Consider the following 22,444-nt stretch of genomic DNA (forward strand, 5'->3'; position numbering starts at 1 on the left):
CTCATCGACGGCCTCGGCCTCGAACCCGGCCGCAGCCTCCAAGAACTCCAACACCGCATCCTCGAACACGACACCAAGATCCAGGTACCGGCGTTGGTGGGGTGAGCGACACCCAAGCGAGGGCCGTGGCCGCCTCCGCCACGCGGACGCGTCGACCCGGCCTTCTCCCCCGCGCCGCCGCGACGACAGCCGGGCACGGTCAGGCGCGGCAGTTCCCGGCGGTCGGTCGACCGTCGCGTGCTGCCGCGCCTGACCGTGCCCACGCCACCGCCCCGGCCCGGGTCCCCGGGCCGGGGCGGCGCGGTGGTCGCCTAACCGTGTCGCAGCAGCACCGGCAGCGACGCCACGTCGTTCGCCATGAACGAGCGCAGCGGCTCGATCTCGTCCGGCGGCACGGCCAGCGCGAGGTTCGGGAAGCGCGCGAACAGCGCCGGCACCGCGACGGCCGCCTCCAGTCGCGCCAGGCGGGCGCCGGGGCAGAAGTGCGGGCCCGCCCCGAACGCGAGGTGCTCCTTGTTCTCCCGGTCGATGTCGAACACCCCCGGGTTCTCGTGGACGGCCGGGTCGCGCCCGTGCGCCAGGTAGCTGATGAGGATGGCGTCGCCCGCCCGGATGACGATCCCCTCGCCGAGGTCGATGTCCTCCTTCGCCCAGCGCATCGGCAGCGCCGCCACCGGGCAGTGCGCCCGCAGCGCCTCCTCGATCGCGTCCGGCCAGCGGGCCGGGTCGGCCAGCAGGGTGGCCAGCTGGTCCGGGTGGGCGAGCAGCTCGCGGACCGTGTGGTCGATCAGCGTCACGGTCGTCTGGCTGCCGCCGCCGATGAGCAGCAGCAGCATGTCGACCAGCTCCTGCTCGCTGAGCGGCTCCTCGCCCTCCACCCGGGCCGCCATCAGGAAGCTCGTCAGGTCGTCGGAGGGCTCGCGGCGCTTCAGGTCGATCAGCGTACGCATGGCGACGTTCATGTCGACGTAGACGGCGGCCGACTCCTCCTCCGGCACGTTGTCGGTGTTCAGCACCACGCGCAGGATGCGCAGCACCTCGGACCGCAGATCGTCCGGCACCCCGAAGAGGTCGCAGATCACCCTGGTCGGCAACTGCTGCGAGTAGATGGTGTGCAGGTCGACCGGCTCGTCCGACGGGCGCGTGGCCAGGTCGTCGAGCAGCCGTTCGGCGACGAGCTCCACGTGCGGGCGCATCGCGTCGATCCGCTTCGGTGTCAATGCCGGCGCCACGAGCTGCCGCAGGCGCTGGTGCTCGCGGCCCTCCGCCGTGGACATGGACTCGACGTCCACCCACGGCGACAGCCACTTGATCTCGCCGGGGGTGTAGCTGGGCACGTTCTTCGTGACGTTGCGGGAGACCCCGGGGTGGGTCAGCAGGCGCCGGACCACGTCGCCGCGGGTGATCGACCAGGCCAACATGCCTTCCGGCAACTCGACGGCCACCGCGGGGCCGGCGGCGCGAAACTCGTCGATCTGCGCGTACAGGCACTTGCCGCCGCGGCTGTCGATCTGGGTGGTGGGGGCAGCGCTGAAGTCGACCATAGTGCGCCTCCTAGCTGATGAGTTAACGCAAAAAAAGGTAACTGTCGATCGGGAACTGCCGGGTAACGACCTTCTCGCGCCCGCCACGAATTCGACTGGACAAAGGCGCAGATCATTGCGTCGGCACAGCGGCCCAACCTATCGTCCTTCCACGACACTTGTCAGGGAGCGGCGATCCCGCCCTACTCACCGAAATCCGCGGCAAACCATTTGTTAACGCGTGTGCGGAGGCAGAAACATGGACAGGATTCGCCGGATCGGCGTCGTCGGGTGCGGGGTCATGGGCGCCGGGATCGCCGAGACGTGCGCGAGGGCCGGGCTGGACGTGCTCGTCGCGGTGTCGCGACCAGCCTCCGTCGCGCCGGGTCGGGCGCGGCTGACCGCGTCGCTGGACCGCGCCGTGAGCCGGGGCAAGCTGAGCGAGGCGGACCGGGACGCGGCACTGGCCCGGATCGCCTTCACCGCCGACCTGACCGACTTCGCCGACCGTCAGTTGGTGATCGAGGCGGCGTCGGAGCAGGAGTCGATCAAGCTCGACGTGTTCGCCACGCTCGACAAGGTCGTCGAGGACGAGGAGGCGATCCTCGGCTCGTGCACGTCGTCCTTCCCGATCGTGCAGCTCGGTGGCGTCACCAACAGGCCCGAGAAGGTGGTGGGCATCCACTTCTTCAACCCCGCGCCGGTGCTCGCGCTCGTGGAGGTCGTCGGCTCGGTCCGCACCGACCCACGGACGGTCGACACGGTGGACGCCTTCGTCACCGACGTGCTCGGCAAGCAGGTCGTCCGCGCCAAGGACCGGGCGGGCTTCGTGGTGAACGCGCTGCTGATCCCGTACCTGATCGCCGCCGTCCGGATGGTGGAGTCCGGCATGGCGTCGGTCGCCGACATCGACAAGGCGATGACGCTCGGCTGCGCGCACCCGATGGGCCCGCTGCGCCTCGTCGACCTGATCGGGCTCGACATCGTGGCCGCGGCCGGCGAGTCGCTGTACAAGGAGTTCCGGGAGCCGCTCTACTCGCCGCCGCCGCTGCTCGCCCGCATGGTGGCCGGCGGTCTGCTCGGCAAGAAGTCCGGGCGGGGCTTCTACGAGTACGGGCGATGAACACCTACCAGCGGCTGACCGGTCTGCTGGAGTCGCACGACGCGCGGTTCCGGCTCATCCCGCACGAGCCGCAGGGCGTCACCTCGCCGGCCAGCCGGCTGCGCGGCCACCCGCTGTGCCAGGCGGCGAAGTGCATCGTCGCCCGGGTCAAGCTCGGCAAGAAGGTGAACCGCTTCGTGCTGGCCGTCGTCCCCGGTGACCGGCTGGTCGCGCTCGACGCCGTACGGCAGATGTGGGACGGCACGTACGTGTCGTTCGCGACCAGGGAGACGGCGGAGGAGCTGTCCGGCTGCGTCAGCGGCACGATCATCCCGTTCAGCTTCCGCGACGACCTGGAACTCGTGGTGGATCCCCGACTGCTCGACGAGCCCGAGATCTACTTCAACGCCGCCCGGCTCGACATGTCGATCGCCCTGGACACGCGGGACTACGTACGCCTGGCCGGGCCGCGGATCGCGTACATCGCCGGGACGTCCCTCGCGGAGGTGGGCTGAACCATGGACCTCGCCGACCGGCTGCACCGCGTCCTCACCGACGCGAAGTACCTGTCCCTGTCCACGCTGTCCGCCGACCGCCGGCCGTGGACGTCCGTGCTCCAGTACGCGTGGCTGCCCGACCCGCTGCGCTTCCTGTTCGGCTCCGCGACGCAGTCGCGGCACAGCAGGCACGTGGCGGCCCGGCCGAGGGTCAGCGGGGCGCTCTTCGTCACCGGCGGCGGGCTCACCGAGGTCGACGGCGCCCAGTTCACCGGCACCTGCCGGGAGCTGACCCCCGACGAGGTGCGCACCCACCACGCCACCTTCTACGACGCCCTGCTGCCCGACGAGGCGAGCAGGGCGGAGTACACGCTGCCGGTGTCGGCCCTGCTGCCGCCGGCCGAGCACCGCATCTACCAGGTCACGCCGGACCGCGTGTGGCTCGTCGACACCAGCACCTGGATCGAGGACCGGATCGACCGCCGGATCGAGGTGGACCTGCCCTGACGGCGGGTCCACCCCGGTCCCGGCCTCACCCGGTCATCGTCGCCCAGAACACCGCCTCGTAGGCGTGCACCATCCGCGCCGCGCGCAGGGCCTCCACCGGGTCGTCGCCCGCCGCCAGTCCCGCCGACACCACGCCGGCCGCCTGCTCCAGCACCTCGGCCGGCGTCTCGGCGAAGTAGCGGAAGTGGGCGACCGCCGCGTCCGAGAAGCCGTACCGCGCCTGGAGGGCGTCGGCCACCCGGGCGTAGAAGCCGCCCGACTCCTCGACGTTGACCAGCAGGGCCAGCGGGATCGCCGAGCGCGGCCCGAACACGGCGGTCCGGACGATGAAGGAGGGGTACGCCTGGGCCAGCGGCCGCGGCTCGTACGCCCGCAGCTCCTTCTCCCCCACTCCCACGGCGGCGGCGAAGTCCGGCAGCAGCCCCAGCGCCTCCTCCTCCGCGCCGGCCATGGCCAGGAACAGCGGCTCGGGGAAGCGGGCCGCCAGGAACGCGAAACTGCTCCGGTCGCTGGACACCAGGTGGTGCAGCTCGCCGGCCAGGGCGGCCAACCGCTCCACCGGCACCTCGCCGCGTTCCAGCTGCTCCAGGAACCGGTTGGGCGCCATCTCCAGCGACCGTCGGCCCTGCGCCACCAGCTCTGCCACGTGTTCGTCCACGGGTCACCTCCGAATCGTGCGGTGCAGGTTCGGGCGGGTCGCCGGTCCCGGTGCGGGCTCGGCGATCCACGGCCCCTCGATGGACGCGTCGAGCACGCCCTCTTCCAGCCAGGTGAAGTCCCCGCCCAGCACCCGCCGGGCGAGCGCGACGTCGTCGCCGTCGGTGTCGTCCCGCAGCCGCCGGCGAAGCTCCGCCACCCGCTGCCGGGACTGCCGGCAGAACGCGTCGGCCAGCTCGGGCGCGGTGCCGCCGAGTGCCCTGGCGTACACGCAGGCGGCGGTCATCGCGTACAGCTCGGCGGCCACGTCCACGACGCGGCCGAGGAACAGCTGCCGCTCGGCCACCGCCTCGCCCCACCGCTGCCGGCCGTCGGCGAGGTGCCGGGCCAGCTCGGCGCTTGTCGCGTCGACGAACGACAGGTGCCCGGCCAGGTCGCCGAAGCCGGGCGGCGGCGTGACCGGCGCGCTCCGCTCGCCGGGGGTCTCCTCCTCGTCGGCCAGCGCGTCGGTGGCGACGAACACCCGCAGCGCCTCGCTGGAGCCGTCGAAGATGCGGCCGACGCGCAGGTCCCGGAAAAGCTGCTCGACGGGGACGCCGCGCTCACCGCGCGCAGCGGCGGACTCCGCGGTCTCGTACCCACGGCCGCCCCGGATCTGCAGGAGCTCGTCGGCGACGCGCCACGCCTGCTCCGAGGCGAACAGCTTCGCCAGCTCGGCCTCCGTGTGCGTGTCCAGCAGGCCGGCGTCGGCGTGCCGGCCGGACACCTCGACCATGGCCTCCAGGGCGAAGGCGGTCGCCGCGATGTACGCGATCTTGCCCGCCACCGCCTCGTGCTCGCCGATGGGCCGGTCCCACTGCACGCGTACGCCCGACCACTCGCGGGCGATCTTCAGGCTCCACTTGGCGGCGGCGGCGCAGACGGCGGGCATCGACAGCCGGCCGGTGTCCTGCGCGGCGAGCGCCACCTGGAGTCCCTGCCCCTCCGGCCCGATCCGGCGGCCCTGCGGCACCCGGACCCCGTGCAGCCGGACGACCCCGTTCTCCAGGCCGCGCAGGCCCAGGAAGGAGCTGCGGTGCTCCACCGTGACCCCCGGCGCGTCGGCCTCGACCACGAACGCGGACATGCCTCCCGGGCCGCTCTCCGACGGCGGGACCAGTGCCATCACCACGATCAGGTGGGCGATGGTGCCGTTGGTCGTCCACAGCTTCACCCCGTCGAGGCGGTAGCCGCCGTCGTCCGTGGGGGTGGCGGTGGTCCGCATCCGGAAGGGGTCGTTGCCGATGTCGGGCTCGGTGAGGGCGAAGGCGGAGATCTCGCGTACGCACCTCGGCAGCAGCTCGCGCTTCTGCGCGTCGGTGCCGAACAGCCGCAGCGGCTGGATGAGGCCGATCGCCTGGTGCGCGCCGAGCAGCTCACCGAGCGAGGAGTGCGCGCTGCTGACGATCATCAGGGCGCGGTGGTAGCAGACCCCGGACAGGCCGAGCCCGCCGTACTCCCGGGGGAGCTTGATGGCGAACGCGCCGAGGTCGCGCAGGCCCTCGACCACCTCGTCGGGGATCCGGTCGTCGCGCTCGATGAGCCGGCCGTCCACCTTATCCGTGCAGAACGCGCGCAGCCGCGCGAGGAACGCCTCGGCGTCGGCGTCGATCCCGGCGTCGGGCAGCGGGTCGAGCAGGTCGATCCGCAGCCTGCCGCGCAGCAGTTCCTTGCCGAAACTCGGTCTGGACATCGTTGCCTCCCCGTCGGCGGGTGCTCTGGTGCGGGACGCGCACGGGCCACGTCCGCCCGCCGGGGCGGTGCGGACGTGGTCCGTCGTCGACGCGTCAGCTGGCCGGCACGGCCTTGATCAGCGAGAGGGGGCCGGCGGCGCCGTGGCCGCACCACTCGACGGTGAAGCCGGTCTCGGCGAGCAGGGACCGGAACTCGCTCTCGGTCCGCTCCCGGCCGCCGGCGGTCACCAGCATGTTGATGTCCGTGTAGAACATCACCGGGTTGTCGGTGTTCGCGGTGTCCGGCAGCACGGATCCGACGATCAGCAGGGTCGCGCCGGCGGGCAGGTGCGCGCGCACCGTGGCCAGCAGCTTGCGGGCGTTCTCGTCGTCCCAGTCCTGGAAGACGCTCTTGATGATGTACAGGTCGCCGTCGCCCGGCACCGACGAGAAGAAGTCGCCCGCGACGATCTCGCAGCGCTCGGAGACCCCGGCGGCGGCGAGCACGCCGGCGGCCTCGGCCACGCCCGCGGCGCTGTCGAAGCACACCCCCCGCAGGTGCGGGTGGGTGCCGAGGATCGCGGCGAGCAGCGTCCCGTCGCCGCCGCCGACATCCACCACCGTACGGACGCCGGAGAAGTCGTACCCGTCGGCGACGAGCTGGGCGGACGCCCTGGACTCCTGGCCCATCGCCACGTTGAACAGCGCGGACAGCTCGGGGTGCTCGGCGAGGTGCACGTAGGCGTTCCTGCCGTGCACGTGGTCGAAGGCGCACTCACCGGTCTCGATGGAGTGCCGCACCTGCTGCCAGGACGAGAACAGCGTCGGGTTGGTGAAGAACCGGGTGAACGCCCACAGCGAGTTCGGCGAGTCGGTGCGCAACTGCTCGCCCACCTCGGTCAGCCGGAACTCCCCCGGCGTCGGCTCGGTCAGCACGCCGACGGCCACGAGGGTCCGCAGCAGCCGGTGCAGCGACGGCGCGTGGGTGCCCGTCGCCTCGGCGAGCTGCGCGCTCGTGACGCGGCCGTCGTGGATGTGGTCGGCGAGCTTCAGCTCGGCGGCGAGCGCGAGCGACTGCGAGGCCATGTACCCGCCGATGATCTCGATCAGCGCGGCACGGTTACGGATCTTGGAGGCCAGGGTGGCCGGAACGGTGCTGGTCATCGGTCATGCCTTTCCGCGAGAGGGTGTCGAACCCACACGTTGGGCTCGACGTAGACGGCGTGGTCGTGCTCGACGTTCACCGCGACCGGGGTCAGGGCACCCGGCACGACGACCGGTCCGCTGGTGTCGAACGGCAGCCCCGTCCAGGCGCGCCACTGCGCGAGGCTGCCGGAGATCGTCATGGAGGCCGGGCAGACCTGGAGCACCCGCCCGCCCGCCCGGACGTGCACGCGCAGCCACGGGTCGACCGGCAGCCCGTCGTCGCGGGTCCGGGCGGCGTACCCCGTCATCGGCTCGTGCGGCTCGGCGTGCTTGCCGCTGGGCCGGACCGGGCCCACGACGTCGCGCAGGCCGTGCCGGCGGGCGTTGTCCTTGACCGCCGCCAGGACGCGTCCCGACATGTTCCGCGCCTGCATCCCCGGCACCACGGCTATCTCCAGCGCGCACAGCGCGGTGAGCTCGCGGCCGGCGGCGGTGTCGAGCATGCTCAACCCCAGCACCGCGTCCCAGCCGGTGTCGGGCAGGCTCGCCGGGTCGCCGTCCCAGGCGAACGGCACGCTGGCCGCGCGGGCGATCACCGTGTCGTCGGCGTCGAGCACGACGAGCTGGTGTTCCGGGTACCGGTCGAGGGCCCAGCCGACCACCATCGGCTCGGGCGGGATGTAGTCGGGCCAGGACGCCTCCATGTGGAGCATCCCGTCGCGCAGGTCCGGTCGCTCGGCGAGCGTCAGCACGCGCATGCGGGTCACCTCCCGTCGGTCAGGCGGCCAGGCTGCGCGCGGGCAGCGGGTCCGCGGGCATGGCGCAGTTGTCGTCGGCGTGCTTGCGCAGCAGCGCCAGGTATTCGGCCCGGGGCACCGCGACGGCGCCGATGAGCTTCGCGTGGTCGCCGTCGTGCTGGACGTCGACCGCAGCGCCGCCGCTGTCCGCGACGCGCCGCACCAGGCACGCGACCGCGACCTTCGCGGCGCCGCTGCGCAGGGCGAACTGGGAGTCGGCGCTGAACAGGCCGCCCACGCGTACGCCGAAGGTGCCGCCGACCAGCTCGTCGCCCTCCCACACCTCGACGCTGTGGGCGTGCCCGGCCGCGTGCAGCTCGCGCAGCGTCGAGACGAGCCGGTCGGTGAGCCACCGGGGCTCGCGGCCGGCGCGGCAGTGCTGCACGACCCGGTCGAAGCAGGCGTCGAGCGTCGTCGTCCACTCGACCTTGTTGCGCAGCTGCCGCCGCAGGCTGCGCTGGATGCGGGCCTGGTCGACGTGGATGACCGGACGCGGGTCGGGCGAGCACCAGGCGACGGCGTACGGGTCGGCGCTGCCGGCGAGGACGGCGATCCGACCGGCGGCGACGTCCGCCTCGTAGGTGAACTCGCTGACGATCTTCCGTTCCTCGGTGTCGGCCGGGAACGGGAACAGCCCGTGCCGGTACGCGTCCAGCAGCGTCGTCGCGGACAGGTCGTCGCCGAACGCGACCGGCCCGTCGGCGGGGGCCTCGGTGAGGTCGAGCGTCTCCCAGCCCATCACGCGGCCCGCAGGAACTCGGTGCGGGTCAGGTAGCCGATGTAGCGGTCGAGCATCCCGGCGTCCACGGTCGGGATCTCGATGCCGCTGCCGTGCAGCGCCCGCTCCACGTTGGTACGCGAGAAGACCGGGAACGTCGTCTCCAGGTACATCTCGGCGACGCTCATCTGGCCGGTCGCGCAGCGGTCGATGAACAGCGGCGCGAAGGGGGTCATCGGGTGGTCGGGCTGCTCCACCGCGACCCGCACCATCTCGTCGAGCCACTCGGCCCACGGCACCTCGCGGATGTCGTGCCCGTGCGCCCGCAGGCGCTCGACCAGCACCGAGATGTTGACCTTCCCCGGGTTGGTGAGGTGGTAGACCTCGCCGGCGGGGCGGGACGCCCGGGCGATGTGCGCGACCGCGGCGGCGAAGACGTCGACCGGCGTGTAGTCCAGCGGCAGTTCCGCGACCGGGGCGGTGCCCGTGTCCACCACGAACTTCTTCATGGCGCACATCTCGGTGGCGATGTTCCACGCGCCGTTGACCCGGTCGCCGGAGATGTCGGCGGCCCGGTAGATCGCCACCGGCAGCCCCTGCTCGGCCGCCCGGTGCAGCAGCGCCTCGGCCACCCACTTGCTCTCCACGTACCCGACGGAGAGGTGGTCGGCGTACGCCAGCGGGGTGTCCTCGTCGACGTGCCGGACGCCGCCGGTGCCGAAGCCCGCGACGACCGCCATGGTCGACGTGTAGTGGATCGGGACGTTGCGGTGCCGGGCGGCCATCCGGATGATCTCGCGGGTGCCGTCGACGTTCGCCGGCCGCATGTGCGAGTACGGGTAGATGAAGTTGACGGTCCCGCCGGGGTGGTGGATGACGTCGACGGTGCGCGCCAGCTCGTCGAAGGCCGCCTCGGACAGGCCGAGCCCGGGCGTCGCGAGGTCGCCGGGGACGGCGACGATCCGGCCCGCCGCCCGGTGACCGGCGAGGTCCTCGCCGAAGTAGTGCCGCGCGTTGGCCTGGATGCGGGCCAGGCCCTGCTCCGGGCCGTCGGCGCGGACGAGGCAGTGCACGACGGCGTCCGTGGTGTCCAGCAGCTCCCGCAGCAGGTAGATGCCCAGGAAGCCGGTGGCGCCGGTGAGGAACACGTGGCGGGGGTCCTGCCAGCGCGGCTCGTCGGACACGTCGCGCCGGATCTCCACGTCCAGCCGCGTCTCGGCGGCGAAGTCGACCCGCTTGCGGGTGTCGTCGCCGGCGAGCGTGCCGGCCCGCGCCTCGCGTACCGCCCGGGCCAGGCCGCGCGGCGTCGCGTCCTCCAGCAGCAGCCGGATCAGCGGGCGCACCTGGGTGATGAGCACGCCGAAGGAGCCACGGATCTTCGCGAGCAGCTCGGCGGCGAGGATCGAGTTGCCGCCCTGGGCGAAGAAGTTGTCGTCCGGCAGCACCCGGGGCACGCCCAGCACCTGCCCCCACAGCCGGGCCACGCCGCGCTCCACCAGGTCGACGGGGGTGTCGTCCACGCTCTCCGCCGCGACCGCCGTGGCCTGCGGCGCGGGCAGCGCGGCCAGGTCGACCTTGCCATTCGCCTTCAGCGGCAGCTCGTCGAGGGCGACGAACGCCGTCGGCACCATGTAGTCGGGCAGGTAGCGGCCGACGAACCCGCGCAGCTCCGCGACGTCCAGCGGCCGTGGGCCGGTGTGGTACGCGACCAGGCGCCGCTGGCCGTCGTACTCGTACGTGGTGACCGCGACCGTGTCGACGCCGTCGTGCGCCGCCAGCGTCGCCTCGATCTCGCCGGGCTCCACCCGGAAGCCACGGATCTTGACCTGCCGGTCGATGCGCCCGACCACCTCGAGGTTGCCCTCGGCGGTCCAGGCGCCCAGGTCGCCGGTGCGGTACATCCGCGCCCCGGGCTCGGGGGCGAACGGGTCCGGCCGGAAGCGGCCGGCGTCGTCCTCGGTCAGGTAGCCGCGCGCCACGCCCCGGCCGCCGATGTGGATCTCGCCGCGCTCGCCGGGGGCGACCGGTCGGTCGTCGGCGTCGAGGACGTACACCGCGGTGCCGGGCAGCGGCCTGCCGACGGGGGCGGCGCCCCGGTCGGGCAGCACGTCGGCGGTCAGCTCCATCAGGCAGGAGGTGATGGTGGTCTCCGTCAGCCCGTAGGCGTTGACCAGCCGCACCCCGGGCATCAGCGCCAGCGCCGTACGGCAGTCCTCCGCGTTGACCGCCTCGCCGCCCACGATGACCATGCGCACCGGCAGGTCACGGGCCTCCGCGCCGGCCTCGGCGAGGAAGCGTCGCCAGTACGCGGGGGTCAGGTCCATCACGGTGACGCCGTGGTGCCGCAGCCGCTCCGGCAGTTCGCTGGGCGCCCAGCTCAGCTCCGGCAGCACGAGCGTCGCGCCGCCGAGCAGCGCGACCGTGATCTGCTCGATGGAGGTGTCGAACGAGAGCGCGCCGAACTGCAACACCCGGTCGTCGGGCGTGACGCCGTAGCGGCCGGCCAGCTCCCCGCACAGGTGGCTCAGCGAGTGGTGCTCGACCACGACGCCCTTCGGCGTACCCGTGGAGCCGGAGGTGTAGATGACGTAGGCGGCGTCCCCGCCGCCCACCGCCACGGCCGGGGCCGTCGCGACGCCGGCCGCGACGGTCGCGGTCAGCGCCGTGACCGGCAGATCCGCGAAGCGCGCCACGTCCCGCTCGTGGGTGATGACGATGGTGCAGTCGGTCTCCTTCACGAACGCCTCGACCCGGCTGTCCGGCAGCCCCGGGTCCACCGGCAGGTAGGCCGCGCCCGCCTTCCAGGTGGCGAGCAGGCCGACGACGGCGTCGATGGACCGTTCCAGGTGGACCATGACCACGGAGTCCGCGCCGGCGCCCCGGTCGACGAGGTGCCGGGCCAGGCCGTTCGCCCGGCGCTCCAGGTCCGCGTAGCTGATGCGCGCGTCGCCCTGCACGACCGCGATCCGGTCGGGCTGCGATGCCGCGCGGACGGCGATAAGTTCGTGGACACGCGGTTGCGTACGGATGTTCATGTTTTCCCTCGGGTGTGAGCACGGTCGTACCCGTGGATTTACCTGCCGCTGACCCAACGAATTTCGATACGGGCGACACTACTGCCTGGCGGCGGTTCCCCCGACTACCAGAATGAGCACCCGACCGATTCGGCACTACTCATCAGGGTAGTCATTCCGGCACGGTCGAACCCACGTCGAATTCGGCTTGAACGGCGCCGGAAAACGCGATGTGGCGGTGGCGCCCGGAGGGTCGGACCGCCGCTACGCGGCGGAGGAGAGCGGCACGTGCCGCACGAGTTCCGCCCGCGAGGAGATGCCCAGCCGGCGGAACAGGCCGCGCAGGTGGTAGTTGACGGTGTGCGGCGACAGCCGTACCCGGGTCGCGATCTGCCGGTTGGTCATGCCCTCGGCGACCAGGCGCGCGATGGCCCGCTCGACGCCGCTGAACGACTCCCACGCGCCGCCGGCGTCCGGGCGGCGCTCCCGGGCGGCGGACGCGGAGCGCAGCCCGATCCTGCGTCGCAGGTCGGCGGGGGCCACGGGCTCCGCCGACGGCTCGGCGACGCGGGGCGCACCGGCCACGGCCCGGCGTCGGCGCAGGCGTTCGCGGTCGGCGCGCAGCGCCTGCCGTACGGCGGGCGGCAGGGCGTCGAGCACCGCCCACCACACCAGCTCGTACCGGAAGGCGAGGTCGTCACCCGCCCAGTCGAGCAGGCCGGCGTCGAGCAGCGCGTCCAGGTCGGGCAGCATCTGGGCGGTGTTCCGGCCGGTCATCGCCGCCAGCTCCGCGAGCTGGCAGCGGCGGCCGAGCACGGCGGCCACCCGCAGCAGCTGCCAGGAGCCGGTGGGCGTGCCGCGCAGCATGGCCCGGACCACCTCCTGGACCCGTCTCGGCGTCCGCGCCCGCCCGGGCCCGTCGGTGACGCCCTCGGCGCGGATCCCTTCGAGCAGCGCCGTCAGCAGCAACCGGTTCCCCGCCGCGGCGGCGACGAGCACGTCCACGGTCGGCTCCACCGCGATCCCCGACACGTCGGCGACGAGCCGACCCACGGCCGCCGCGGGCAGCGGGCGGCCCGCCTCGGCGAGCGTCCCGACCATCTGCGACACCTGCTCGTCCTCGTACGCCACAACGCAATCGTGCATGTGAATGTCTGTCGCTCTCAACATTGCCTTACCGCCAGGTGCGTCGAGCAATTACCCACACATGGGGGAGGCGGGGTCGCGGCGAATTCCCGGCCGGTGACCGGGGATTGCTTCGATCAATGTATTGACATCGCTAGAGAGGCGGGCAGCTGTGGAACCCGTTGTGGTCCAGGATTTCGTACCGGCGATCGACCTGTCGGGCCGCGCCACCGCTGAGGGGCGCGCCGCCATCGCGGCGGCCATCGGCAAGGCGTGCGAGAGTTCGGGGTTCTTCACCGTCGTGGGGCACGGCGTGCCCGACGACCTGGTGAACCGCATGTACACCACCACGAAGGGCTTCTTCACCCGCCCGGAGGAGGAGAAGGACCGGAGCGCGAACCGCGGCTCCGGGGTGTCGGGGCTGCGCCGCCCCGGCGGCCCGTACGAGGCGTTCGCCGCGCACGTGACGGGCGACCTGAGCGACGAGGAGCGCGCGGCCCTCGGCACGCACCCGGCCACCTGGAAGGCGGCGAACATCTGGCCGGACGACGACTTCAAGGCGGTCTGGCACGAGTACATCGCCGCCATGACCGAACTGTCGGCGGACATCATGCGGCTGTTCGCGCTCGCCCTCGGGCTGCCGGAGGACTTCTTCGACAGCAAGTTCGACGAGCACGTGTCGCTGATCATCGCCAACTACTACTACCCGGCACCCGACGACGGCGTGCTGCGGCGGGAGATGCACACCGACTGGGGCAGCCTGACGGTGCTCTACGTGGAGGACGAACTGGGCGGGCTCCAGGTGCGGCGGGACGACGACGACTGGCTGGACGTGCCCGCCATCCCCGGCAGCTTCGTGGTGAACATCGGCGACCTGATGGCGTTCTGGACCGGCGGCCGGTGGGCGTCGACCGTGCACCGGGTGGTCAACCCGGAGGGGACCGACGCGCCCTCGCGCGTCTCCATCCCCTTCTTCTACCTGCCCAACCACGACACCACCATCGAGCCGATGCGCCCGCTGGCGCAGGAGAGCGCCGAGGCCGGGCTCGACCGGGTGACCGTCGGCGAGTGGTTCTCGCACAAGATGCAGTCGACGTACCAGGCGTCCGCGTAGCCGTACCGGCCGGAGCGCCCTCCCGCGCTCCGGCCGGTGGCGGGCCGGGTCGCCGGTGGGCCCGGGCCGTCGCCGACCCGCGCCACGCGGTCGGCACACCCGCCGGGCGTACGCGTTCGCGCTATCCGTCGACGCGGTAGGCGGCGAGGACCGTCTCGGAGATCAGGCGCGGGGCGTCCGCCCGGTCCACCTGCCCGCTGGCCACGTCGACGGCGGCGCCCTTCATGATGTGGTGCAGGACGCTGGTCAGCCAGCTGGCCGGCAGGTCGACCCGGAACACCCCCTCGTCCTGGCCCCGACGGATCAGCTGGTCGACGCGCCGCGCCGGCTCGGCGTGCAGCTCGTGCACGCGCTCGGGCGGCAGCGACGCCTGCGCCGCCTCCAGGACGGCGCTCGACTGGGCGATCAGCAGCCAGCTCGACCGGATCAGGACGCGCAGCGCGTCCCGCGGGTCGCCGGTCAGGTCGAGGCCCGCCAGGAGCTCCTCCCCCTCGGCCAGCACCCGGGTCAGCGCGGCCTCGACCAGGGCGTCCCGCGACGGGAAGTGGCCGTAGAGGGTCACCCGCCCCACCCGCGCCGCCTGCGCGATCTCGCTGACGCTGGCGTCGGGGTCACGGCTCAGGCAGCTCACCGCCGCCTCCAGGATTCTCTCGACGTTGTGCTGGGCGTCGGCCCGACGGGCCGGCTTGGCGAGTGGGCGTGTCATGGAACTTCCCCTAAGTCGAACAGGCGTGCATGAGTTAACGTGTCTCCGTAACTTGAACACTACCGTTCAACTTGGCGGAGGAGCCTGGCAGCCATGGCGGAACCTGTGACCGCAACCGAAACCACCACACCCGCGAGCCCGCACCCGCAGCGCTGGCGGATCCTGGGCCTCGTCGGCATCGCCCAGCTGATGCTGATCCTGGACGTCACCGTCGTCGCGATCGCCCTGCCGCACATGGGCGCGGACCTGGGGCTGGAGCGGGAGGCCCTCACCTGGGTCGTCAGCGGGTACACCCTCGCCTTCGGCGGCCTGCTGCTGCTCGGTGGCCGCGCCGCCGACCTGTTCGGCGCCCGACGCCTCGTCCTCGCGGGGCTCCTGCTGTTCAGCGCCGCCTCCCTGACGGCCGGGCTGGCGACGAGCGGCCCCCTGCTGTTGGGCGGTCGCGTCGGGCAGGGTGTCGCCGCGGCGATCCTCTCCCCCGCCGCCCTGTCCCTGATCGTCACGATCTTCGACGGCGACGAGCGCAACAAGGCGCTCGGCATCTGGTCGGCGCTCGGCGGCGGCGGCGCCGCCCTGGGCGTGCTCCTCGGCGGCCTGCTCACCGCCGGGCCGGGCTGGCCCTGGGTGTTCTTCATCAACGTGCCGGTCGGGATCATCCTGCTGCTGGCCCTGCGGATGCAGCTTCCGCCCCAGGCGCCCACCGGCGCGACGGCCCGACTCGACGTGCCCGGCGCGGTGCTGGTGACGGCCGCCACCGGTGCGCTGATCTACGCGCTGATCCGGGCCGGCGACGTCGGCTGGGGCAGCCCGACGATCCTGCTGCTGCTGGTCGCCGCCGTGCTCCTCTACGCCGCGTTCGTCGTCCGCCAGCGCCTCGCCGCGAGCCCGCTGATGGACCTACGGCTCCTGCTCCGCCGGCCGGTGGCGGTCGGGGCGCTGCTGATCCTCGTCGCGACCGCGTTGATGATCAGCGTCTTCTTCCTGGGCACGTTCTACCTCCAGGACCACCAGGGCTACGGCGCCCTGCGCACCGGGCTGCTCTTCCTGCCCGTGGCGATCACGACCATGTTCGGCGCGAACGCCGCCGGCCGCGCCATCGGCCGGACCGGGGCGCGCACCCTCGGCGTACTGGGGCTGCTCGTCGCGGCGGCCGGCATGGCGGTCCCGGCCTTCGTCGACGGGACCCTGGCCCTCGTCGTCGGGGTGGCCGTCGCCGCCGCCGGCACGGGCGTCCTCTTCGTCGTGGCCTCCGCCGTCGCGCTCGGTCAGGTCGCGCCGCACGAGGCCGGTCTCGCGTCCGGCATCGTCAGCACCTTCCACGAGTTCGGCGCCTCGCTGGGTGCCGCCGTGGTGTCGAGCATGGCCGCGGCCAGCATCGCCGGCACCAGCACCGCCGGCTTCTCCCGGGGCTTCACCACCGGCGCCGTCATCGCCGTCGTCGCCGCGGTCCTGACCTTCGTCCTCACCCCGCGACCGGCCCGCTGACCCCGGACCGGTGGTCGGCGGGGGCCCGCCCGCCGACCACCGGTTCGGACACCCCGCGCCGACCGTACGCCCGGCCCGCCGTGCGCTCCGGCCCTGCCGGCGCCGAAGCAGCCCCGCGATGCCCGACAGCACGTGCCTCAACTCCCGGAAGCCCACGACCACCGACCACCCAGGGGCCGGCAGCGATCACCGGCGGACCCGGGGGGGCGATCCAGGCGCCGATGCTGTCGCCGTGGCACTGGTCGAGGTTGCCTGCCGCACCGGACAGGTGGTCAGGCGGTCGGTTGCGACAGCGCCACGGCGATCGCCGGTCCGAACGCGACGCTGAGCAGGTAGGCGAGGTTGAACAGACCCAGGGCTTCGGCCCGCCGGGCGGCGGGCACGACGCCGGTCGCGTGCAGGGCGAGTACGCCCTGGCCGGTCGCGGCGGCCAGGGAGGCGAGCGTCATCGCCACCAGCAGCAGCGGTACGGCGGTGGTCACCGCCGCCAGCAGCGGCGCGGCGGCGCCGGTGGCGAGCAGCGCAGCGGCCGCGACGCGGCGTGGCACCCGCGCGGACGCCGCGACCAGGAACCCGGAGCAGAAGCCGCCGATCAGGTACGGCGCCAGCAGCACCACCCCGCTCCGGGCGCCTGCCCAGCCCGCGTGCTGCCGCAGCAGGTCCGGCGCGGCGTAGAGCAGGGCGAAGTTCACCACTCCCAGCGCGAAGGCCAGCGCGCACGCCGCGAGGAACCGGCCGTCGCGCGCCACCGCGGCAGGCAGGAAACCGTCCGGACGGACCCTGATCCAGGCCACCAGCAGGAGCAGCAGCGCGACGGTGGCCGGGCCGGTCACCAGCGGCCGGTGCGGGACCAGGACGGCTGCGGTGACCAGCAGCGCCAGGAGAGCCATGCCGAGGGGATCGAACGGCGTCGGCGCCGCGTCCGGCGGGGCGCTGCCGCGGCGGGCCGCGGGCACGGCGAGCACCGCCAGCAGCGGCAGCGCCAGCGCCGCCTGCCACGAGGAGATGTCGGCAACCAGCGCGCCGGTCAGCGGACCGGTGGCCCCCACGACCGCCAGCGACGCGGCGACCACCCCCATCTGCCGGGCGGAGTCGGCCAGCTTCATCGCGGTCACGGTGAGGCCGGCGGAGCCCAGTGCCTGCACCGCCGCCCCGATGACCAGCGCGGGCACGGTCGGCACCAGCACGAGGACGAGCGTTCCCGCGGCCACCAGCGCGGCCGCGGCGGTCAGGGCCGCCCGTACGCCGCGACGGGCCAGCAGCGCCGCCAGCAGCGGCGTACCCAACGCGATCCCCCAGCCGAAGGCCGTCACGCCGGCCGCGGCGGCCCGTTCCCCGGTCCCGGTCGCGCGCGCCAGGTCGTCGAGGAGCAGGGCCGGTGCGGCGATCCCGTACGACAGCGGACCGGCCAGCAGGGCGAGCCAGGGTGTGGTCACACGCCCCGGTGCGGGCTGCCCATGGCCGTGAGCGGCTCCGCGCCGCTGAAGACGATCCATCTCATTCCTCCGGTGTCGGGTCGGTCGAGCCTGTCCGGCACCCCTTACCGCCGACTGATCGTCGGCTGACGGACGCGTCGGTGACGCCGGCACCGAGCCCCGGTGGGCGGCCCGGCGGCCGACGGACGTTCGCGGAGCTGGGAGAGCTGGCTGGCTAGTGTGAGGCCGTGAGGTTCGGAGTGCTGGGCGAGATCGCGGTGTGGACGTCGGACGGCACACCCGTCCCCGTGCCCGGCCTGAAGGTCCGTGCCCTCCTGGCCGACCTGCTGGTCCATGAGGGACGGCCGGTGAGCGCCGACCGGCTGATCGAGGACCTCTGGGGTGACACGGCGCCGGGCAACGCGCTCGGGGCGCTCCAGACCAAGGTGTCGCAGTTGCGTCGGGCGCTGGAGGCGGGTGAGGCGGGTGGCCGTGCGCTGGTCGAGTCCGGCGACGCCGGCTACCGGCTGCGGACGTCGTCGGAATCGGTCGACGCCGGCCGCTTCGCCGCTCTGTTGGCACGTTCGGGCGCGCAGCGGGAACCGGTCGAACGGGCGGCGGCGCTGACGGAGGCCCTGTCGCTGTGGCGCGGTTCCCCGTACGCCGACTTCCGTGACGAGCGGTTCGTGCGCCAGGCGGCCGAGCGGCTCGACGACCAGCGCCTGGCCGCGCTGGAGGAGCTGGCCGAGGCACGGCTCGATCTCGGTGAGCACCACCTGCTCGCCGGGGAGCTGGCCGACCTGGTCACGCGCCACCCGTGGCGGGAGCGGCTACGGGCCGCCCACCTGCGCGCCCTGTACGGCTCGGGACGCCAGCGGGAAGCCCTGTCCGCCTACGAGCGGTTCCGTCGGCAGCTGCGCGACGAGCTCGGCATCGATCCCGGGCAGGAGTTGGCCGAGCTGCATCGGGCGATCCTGCGCCAGGATCCCGCCCTGCACCCCTCGGCGCCGCCGACGGCTCCGGCCCGGACCAACCTGCCGGCACCGCTGTCCCCTGGCCCGTACGGCGGACTGATCGGGCGCGAGACGACCGTCGAGGCGGTACGGGAGCGGCTGACGAGCGGGCGGCTGGTGACGCTGACCGGCTTGGGCGGGGTGGGAAAGAGCAGGCTGGCGCTCGAGGTCGCCCGCGTGCTCGCCGGCACCTTCCCCGCCGGAGTCTGGCTCGTCGAGCTGGCCGGCCAGCCGCGCTGCGGCGATGAGACGACCTGCACCGACATCGTCGACACGATGGCGGCGACCCTCGAGATCCGCGACGACGGCCTGGCCGGTGACCGACCGCGTGAGCCGATGGACCGCCTTCTCGCCGCGCTGCGGGACCGGCGGATGCTGTTGCTGCTCGACAACTGCGAACACGTGGTGGCGCCGGTCGCCCGGCTGGCCGAGAGACTTCTCGGTGCCGCGGCCGGCCTGCGCATCCTGGCGACGAGTCGCGAACCGCTCGGGATCCCCGGCGAGGTCGTCCTACCGGTGCCGCCGCTGGCCCTGCCGAAGCCCGGAGCTGACGCGGAACAGATCGCCGTGGCCCCGGCGGTCCGGCTCTTCGTGGCCCGCGCCCGCGCCGCCGAGCCAGGGTTCACCGTCGACCAGCGGAACACCGACACGATCGCCACCATCTGCCGGCGCCTCGACGGCGTACCGCTGGCGCTGGAACTGGCCGCGTCCCGGCTGCCCGTGCTCGACCCCGGCGAGCTCGCGGCGCGGCTCGACGACCGTTTCCGGCTGCTTTCCTCCGGCCGGCGTACCGCGCCCGCCCGCCAGCAGGGCCTCCGCGCCGTGCTCGACTGGAGCTGGGAGCTGCTGTCGCCTCCCGAACGCGCGGTGCTGCGCCGGCTGGCGGTCTTCGCCGACGGCGCCACGCTGGCAGCCGCCGAGCAGGTGTGCGCGGGCGGGCAGGTGGCCTCGGACGGGGTCCTCGACGTGCTGGCGCGGCTGATCGACCGGTCGCTGGTCATGGTGCGCCACGGCGAGAGTCCGCGACGCTACCGGCTGGCGGAGACGGTGACCGCCTACGGCCTCGATCAGCTCGACAGCGCCGGCGAACTGCCCGCGACCCGTCGCCGGCACGCCACGTGTTTCGCGCGCCTCGCCGAGCGGGCCGCCGGGCGGCTCCGTGGTCACGATCAGAGTCTTGCGCTACGCGAACTCGACGCCGAGAACGCGAACCTGCGGGCGGCCCTCGACGTCGCCGCCGCCGAGGGCCAGGCCGGCGTGGGCCTGACGCTCGCCACCTCGTTGGCCTGGTACCGGCTGCTGCGGGGCCGGTACGGGGAGATGAGCAGGTCGCTGCGTGCGGCGTTGGACATCGTCGCCAGGAGCGAGGACGACCTCGCATCGGACGCGCTGCGGCGGCGTGCCGACATGTGGCTGGCCGCTCTCGCCACCCGCGACGGGGACCCGACCGCCCCCCGGCAACGGGTCCTGAAGTCCTACCAGGACGCCGACGGAGCAGAGAGGGCGTTCGCGCAGTGGTTGTTCGCGTCCATGATGCTCGGTTCCGGAGATCCGGACGAGGCCGGCGTCCTGGTCGCCGCGGCGCTGGCCGCGTTCCGCGCCGACGGGGACCGGTGGGGCATCGCAGCCGCCTGCGCCACCCGGGCGGACCTCGCAGTCGTACTCCGCAGCGACCTGGCCGCCGCGCAGCGCGACTGCGAGACCAGCCGGTCGTTGTTCGGGCAGCTGGGCGACCGTTGGGGACAGGTGCATCCGACGAGCCTGTTGGGCACCCTGGCCGAGATCCACGGCGACTACGACCGCGCCGCCGCGCACTACCGCGAGGCGCTACGCATCGCCGAACACCTGCGGCTGTGGACGTCGGTGTCCCGGCAGCTGGCGTGCATCGGCCGGCTCGCCCTGTTGCGCGGCGACCTCGACGAGGCCGCCGCCAGTCACGACCGCGCGCTACAGGTCGCGCGGGAACAGTCGAGCCGCTCCGCCGCCGCCTTCGCCGGCACGGGCCTGGCAATGATCGCGCGACGGCGGGGCGACCTCGACGCCGCCGAGACCCGGCAGCGGGACCTGCTCGACTGGAACCGCAGCGCCGGCTACCTGCCGGGCTGCGCGCTCGCGCTGGCCGAGTTGGGGTTCATCGCGGAGCATCGCGGTGATGCCGTCCTGGCCGAGCGCCGCCACCGGGAGTCGCTCGACGCGGCGCGCGCCACCGGGGACCACCGGGCGGTCGCCCTGGCCTTCGAGGGCCTGGCCGGGGCCACCAGCCTCGGCGGTGACCATCGCGCCGCCGCGCGGCTGCTCGGTGCGGCCCGGGCGCTGCGCGAGGCCGTCGGAGCGCCGCTGCCCCCCGGCGAGCAGCATGACGTCCAGCGCATCACCCGCCGCCTCCGGGAGGCGCTCGGCGGCGAGGACCTCGCCGCCGAGACGAGTCGCGGCGCACAGCTCGAACTCGACGAACAGGCGCTCGGCGGCGGCGGTGAGGGGATGGTCAGCGAACGGTAAGCCTGCTCGGCACGGTTGACCGGGAACCGAGCCGACCCCGGAGGAAACCATGCAGACCCGCGCCAGGATCGCCGTCATCTACTACTCCGCCACCGGCACCGTGCACCGCCTCGCACAGGCATTCGTCGACGGAGCCGCCGACGCCGGCGCGGAGGTCCGCCTGCGCCGGGTGGCGGAGCTGGCACCGGAGCACGTCGTCGAAGCCAAACCGCAGTGGCGGGCCCACCTCGACGCCACCGCCGACATCCCGCTCGCCACCCTGGACGACCTGCGGTGGGCCAACGGGTACGCCTTCGGCACGCCGACCCGTTTCGGCAACGTCTCCTCCCAACTGCGCCAGTTCCTCGACACCACGACCGCCCCGTGGCAGGCGGAGGAGCTGGCCGACAAGCCGGCGACCGGCTTCACCGCCACCTACGAGGAACACGGCGGCCAGGAGGCGACCCTGCTCAGCCTCTACCAGACCTTCCACCACTGGGGAGCGATCGTCCTGCCCACGGGCTACCTCAACTACGACACGGCGCACGCCGCTGGCGGAAACCCGTACGGCGTCAGCCTTGTGGAGAGCCGCGCCGGCCGGGATCCCGAGTACGCCAAGGCTGTCCTCGAGACGGCCCGCTTCCAGGGCGCACGCCTCACCCGCCTGGCAGCCGCCGTCGCCGCCGCACGAGCGGACGGCCAGCCCGGTGCTACCTGATGGACCGCCGGACCGCTGGGATGGGTCGGTTGGACCCCGGTGAGTCGGGCGGGCCGACGGCAGGGCTGCCGCACCGGCACGACGGTTAGTCTGCCGTCATGGCGAGCGGGGAACTGGATGAGTTGATCGTCGCGGACGCCGAGGCGCTGCGCGCGTGGTTGTCGGCCAACCACGCCACGTCGCCCGGCGTCTGGCTCGCCCTGACCAGGAAGGGCGGCACCGTCACGAGCCTGACGTGGCAGCAGGCGGTCGACGAGGCCCTGTGCTTCGGCTGGATCGACGGGCAGGCCCGCAAACGGGACCAGGAGACCTCCTGGATCCGGTTCACCCCTCGCCGGCCCCGCAGTTCCTGGTCACAACGCAACGTCGCCCACGTGGCCCGGCTGGAAGCCCAGGGGCGGATGCTGCCCGCGGGCCGGGCCGCGGTGGAGGCCGCGAAAGCCGACGGGCGGTGGGCGGCCGCCTACGCCCCGCCGTCGGAGGCCGAGGTGCCGGCCGACCTCCTCGCCGCCATCGCCGCCGAGCCCGCCGCCCAGGCCATGTTCGACGTCCTCACCAAGACCAACCGGTTCGCTCTCATCCACCGCCTCAACGCCGTCAAGCGGGCACAGACCCGCGAGCGGAAGATCGCCGAGTTCGTCGCCATGCTCGCCCGCCACGAGACGATCTATCCGCAGAAGGCCATGCCTCCGCGCTCGCCGTCATCGTGATCAGACC

Annotated in this window: 18 protein-coding genes; 8 read left to right on the forward strand and 10 right to left on the reverse strand. The window is 73.3% G+C overall.

Features of this window, described 5'->3' with window-relative positions; translation table 11 throughout:
• Nucleotides 1-311 precede the first annotated feature (311 nt).
• Nucleotides 312-1,544, reverse strand: a complete 1,233-nt coding sequence (locus ACTMS2_RS28225; RefSeq protein WP_357714802.1) for a cytochrome P450 family protein — start codon at nt 1,542-1,544, stop codon at nt 312-314.
• 238 nt (nt 1,545-1,782) lie between these two features.
• On the opposite strand from ACTMS2_RS28225, the gene ACTMS2_RS28230 reads away from it, so the two are divergent.
• The 3 genes from ACTMS2_RS28230 to ACTMS2_RS28240 are packed head-to-tail and all read left to right on the forward strand — an operon-like array spanning nt 1,783 to nt 3,629.
• Nucleotides 1,783-2,646: a 3-hydroxybutyryl-CoA dehydrogenase gene (locus ACTMS2_RS28230; RefSeq protein ID WP_441178097.1), complete on the forward strand. Its 864-nt coding sequence runs from the start codon at nt 1,783-1,785 to the stop codon at nt 2,644-2,646.
• On the forward strand, nt 2,643-3,140 hold the full coding sequence (locus ACTMS2_RS28235) for a YbaK/EbsC family protein (protein WP_089001724.1): 498 nt from the start codon (nt 2,643-2,645) through the stop codon (nt 3,138-3,140). The genes ACTMS2_RS28230 and ACTMS2_RS28235 overlap by 4 nt, the downstream gene beginning before the upstream one ends.
• A 3-nt stretch (nt 3,141-3,143) precedes the next feature.
• Nucleotides 3,144-3,629, forward strand: coding sequence for a pyridoxamine 5'-phosphate oxidase family protein (locus ACTMS2_RS28240; protein WP_441178098.1), 486 nt, complete (start codon nt 3,144-3,146; stop codon nt 3,627-3,629).
• Nucleotides 3,630-3,654: 25 nt separating this feature from the next.
• On the opposite strand, the gene ACTMS2_RS28245 is transcribed toward ACTMS2_RS28240, so the two are convergent.
• The 7 genes from ACTMS2_RS28245 to ACTMS2_RS28275 all read right to left on the reverse strand — a co-directional run bounded on the left by ACTMS2_RS28245 (nt 3,655) and on the right by ACTMS2_RS28275 (nt 12,804).
• Entirely contained in the window at nt 3,655-4,287 is a 633-nt protein-coding gene (locus ACTMS2_RS28245; RefSeq protein WP_441178099.1) for a hypothetical protein, read from the reverse strand.
• 3 nt (nt 4,288-4,290) lie between these two features.
• Nucleotides 4,291-6,018, reverse strand: a complete 1,728-nt coding sequence (locus ACTMS2_RS28250; protein WP_441178100.1) for an acyl-CoA dehydrogenase family protein — start codon at nt 6,016-6,018, stop codon at nt 4,291-4,293.
• Nucleotides 6,019-6,112: 94 nt separating this feature from the next.
• A complete protein-coding gene (locus ACTMS2_RS28255) occupies nt 6,113-7,162 on the reverse strand; it encodes a methyltransferase (RefSeq protein WP_441178101.1) in 1,050 nt (349 codons plus the stop codon).
• On the reverse strand, nt 7,159-7,902 hold the full coding sequence (locus tag ACTMS2_RS28260) for an N-acetyltransferase (RefSeq protein ID WP_441178102.1): 744 nt from the start codon (nt 7,900-7,902) through the stop codon (nt 7,159-7,161). Before ACTMS2_RS28260 ends, ACTMS2_RS28255 begins: the two co-directional genes overlap by 4 nt.
• A 19-nt stretch (nt 7,903-7,921) precedes the next feature.
• On the reverse strand, nt 7,922-8,680 hold the full coding sequence (locus ACTMS2_RS28265; protein WP_441178103.1) for a leucyl/phenylalanyl-tRNA--protein transferase: 759 nt from the start codon (nt 8,678-8,680) through the stop codon (nt 7,922-7,924).
• Nucleotides 8,680-11,694 carry an amino acid adenylation domain-containing protein gene (locus tag ACTMS2_RS28270; RefSeq protein WP_441178104.1) on the reverse strand — a complete coding sequence of 1,005 codons (3,015 nt, stop codon included), beginning with the start codon at nt 11,692-11,694 and terminating at the stop codon, nt 8,680-8,682. Before ACTMS2_RS28270 ends, ACTMS2_RS28265 begins: the two co-directional genes overlap by 1 nt.
• Nucleotides 11,695-11,937: 243 nt before the next feature.
• Nucleotides 11,938-12,804, reverse strand: coding sequence for a LuxR C-terminal-related transcriptional regulator (locus ACTMS2_RS28275; RefSeq protein WP_441178105.1), 867 nt, complete (start codon nt 12,802-12,804; stop codon nt 11,938-11,940).
• A 166-nt stretch (nt 12,805-12,970) separates the two neighbouring features.
• Here ACTMS2_RS28275 and ACTMS2_RS28280 point away from each other — a divergent pair, with 166 nt between their 5' ends.
• Nucleotides 12,971-13,912, forward strand: coding sequence for an isopenicillin N synthase family dioxygenase (locus ACTMS2_RS28280; protein ID WP_357714829.1), 942 nt, complete (start codon nt 12,971-12,973; stop codon nt 13,910-13,912).
• A gap of 121 nt (nt 13,913-14,033) precedes the next feature.
• Here the strand turns inward: ACTMS2_RS28280 and ACTMS2_RS28285 are convergent, their stop codons facing one another.
• Entirely contained in the window at nt 14,034-14,618 is a 585-nt protein-coding gene (locus ACTMS2_RS28285; protein ID WP_441178106.1) for a TetR/AcrR family transcriptional regulator, read from the reverse strand.
• Between the two features lie 105 nt (nt 14,619-14,723).
• Here ACTMS2_RS28285 and ACTMS2_RS28290 point away from each other — a divergent pair, with 105 nt between their 5' ends.
• Entirely contained in the window at nt 14,724-16,103 is a 1,380-nt protein-coding gene (locus ACTMS2_RS28290; protein ID WP_441178107.1) for an MFS transporter, read from the forward strand.
• Between the two features lie 272 nt (nt 16,104-16,375).
• Here the strand turns inward: ACTMS2_RS28290 and ACTMS2_RS28295 are convergent, their stop codons facing one another.
• Nucleotides 16,376-17,539, reverse strand: coding sequence for an MFS transporter (locus ACTMS2_RS28295; RefSeq protein ID WP_441178108.1), 1,164 nt, complete (start codon nt 17,537-17,539; stop codon nt 16,376-16,378).
• A gap of 227 nt (nt 17,540-17,766) precedes the next feature.
• On the opposite strand from ACTMS2_RS28295, the gene ACTMS2_RS28300 reads away from it, so the two are divergent.
• The 3 genes from ACTMS2_RS28300 (at nt 17,767) to ACTMS2_RS28310 (ending at nt 22,437) form a co-directional block, all read left to right on the forward strand.
• Entirely contained in the window at nt 17,767-21,030 is a 3,264-nt protein-coding gene (locus ACTMS2_RS28300) for a BTAD domain-containing putative transcriptional regulator (protein ID WP_441178109.1), read from the forward strand.
• A 49-nt stretch (nt 21,031-21,079) separates the two neighbouring features.
• The gene (gene wrbA, locus ACTMS2_RS28305; protein WP_441178110.1) at nt 21,080-21,727 is read left to right on the forward strand and encodes an NAD(P)H:quinone oxidoreductase; all 648 of its coding nucleotides are present in this window, start codon (nt 21,080-21,082) and stop codon (nt 21,725-21,727) included.
• Between the two features lie 98 nt (nt 21,728-21,825).
• On the forward strand, nt 21,826-22,437 hold the full coding sequence (locus ACTMS2_RS28310) for a YdeI/OmpD-associated family protein (RefSeq protein ID WP_441178111.1): 612 nt from the start codon (nt 21,826-21,828) through the stop codon (nt 22,435-22,437).
• Nucleotides 22,438-22,444 lie beyond the last annotated feature (7 nt).

Origin of the sequence: Micromonospora sp. SD12 (assembly GCF_052068495.1) — a bacterium.
In the GTDB taxonomy this organism is placed as follows: domain Bacteria; phylum Actinomycetota; class Actinomycetes; order Mycobacteriales; family Micromonosporaceae; genus Micromonospora; species Micromonospora echinofusca.

Coding starts and splice junctions, on each gene's coding strand:
- ACTMS2_RS28225 (WP_357714802.1), bottom strand. CDS start 1,544: ATGGTCGACTTCAGCGCTGCCCCCACCACCCAGATCGACAGCCGCGGC.
- ACTMS2_RS28230 (WP_441178097.1), top strand. CDS start 1,783: ATGGACAGGATTCGCCGGATCGGCGTCGTCGGGTGCGGGGTCATGGGC.
- ACTMS2_RS28235 (WP_089001724.1), top strand. CDS start 2,643: ATGAACACCTACCAGCGGCTGACCGGTCTGCTGGAGTCGCACGACGCG.
- ACTMS2_RS28240 (WP_441178098.1), top strand. CDS start 3,144: ATGGACCTCGCCGACCGGCTGCACCGCGTCCTCACCGACGCGAAGTAC.
- ACTMS2_RS28250 (WP_441178100.1), bottom strand. CDS start 6,018: ATGTCCAGACCGAGTTTCGGCAAGGAACTGCTGCGCGGCAGGCTGCGG.
- ACTMS2_RS28255 (WP_441178101.1), bottom strand. CDS start 7,162: ATGACCAGCACCGTTCCGGCCACCCTGGCCTCCAAGATCCGTAACCGT.
- ACTMS2_RS28260 (WP_441178102.1), bottom strand. CDS start 7,902: ATGCGCGTGCTGACGCTCGCCGAGCGACCGGACCTGCGCGACGGGATG.
- ACTMS2_RS28265 (WP_441178103.1), bottom strand. CDS start 8,680: ATGGGCTGGGAGACGCTCGACCTCACCGAGGCCCCCGCCGACGGGCCG.
- ACTMS2_RS28270 (WP_441178104.1), bottom strand. CDS start 11,694: ATGAACATCCGTACGCAACCGCGTGTCCACGAACTTATCGCCGTCCGC.
- ACTMS2_RS28285 (WP_441178106.1), bottom strand. CDS start 14,618: ATGACACGCCCACTCGCCAAGCCGGCCCGTCGGGCCGACGCCCAGCAC.
- wrbA (WP_441178110.1), top strand. CDS start 21,080: ATGCAGACCCGCGCCAGGATCGCCGTCATCTACTACTCCGCCACCGGC.
- ACTMS2_RS28310 (WP_441178111.1), top strand. CDS start 21,826: ATGGCGAGCGGGGAACTGGATGAGTTGATCGTCGCGGACGCCGAGGCG.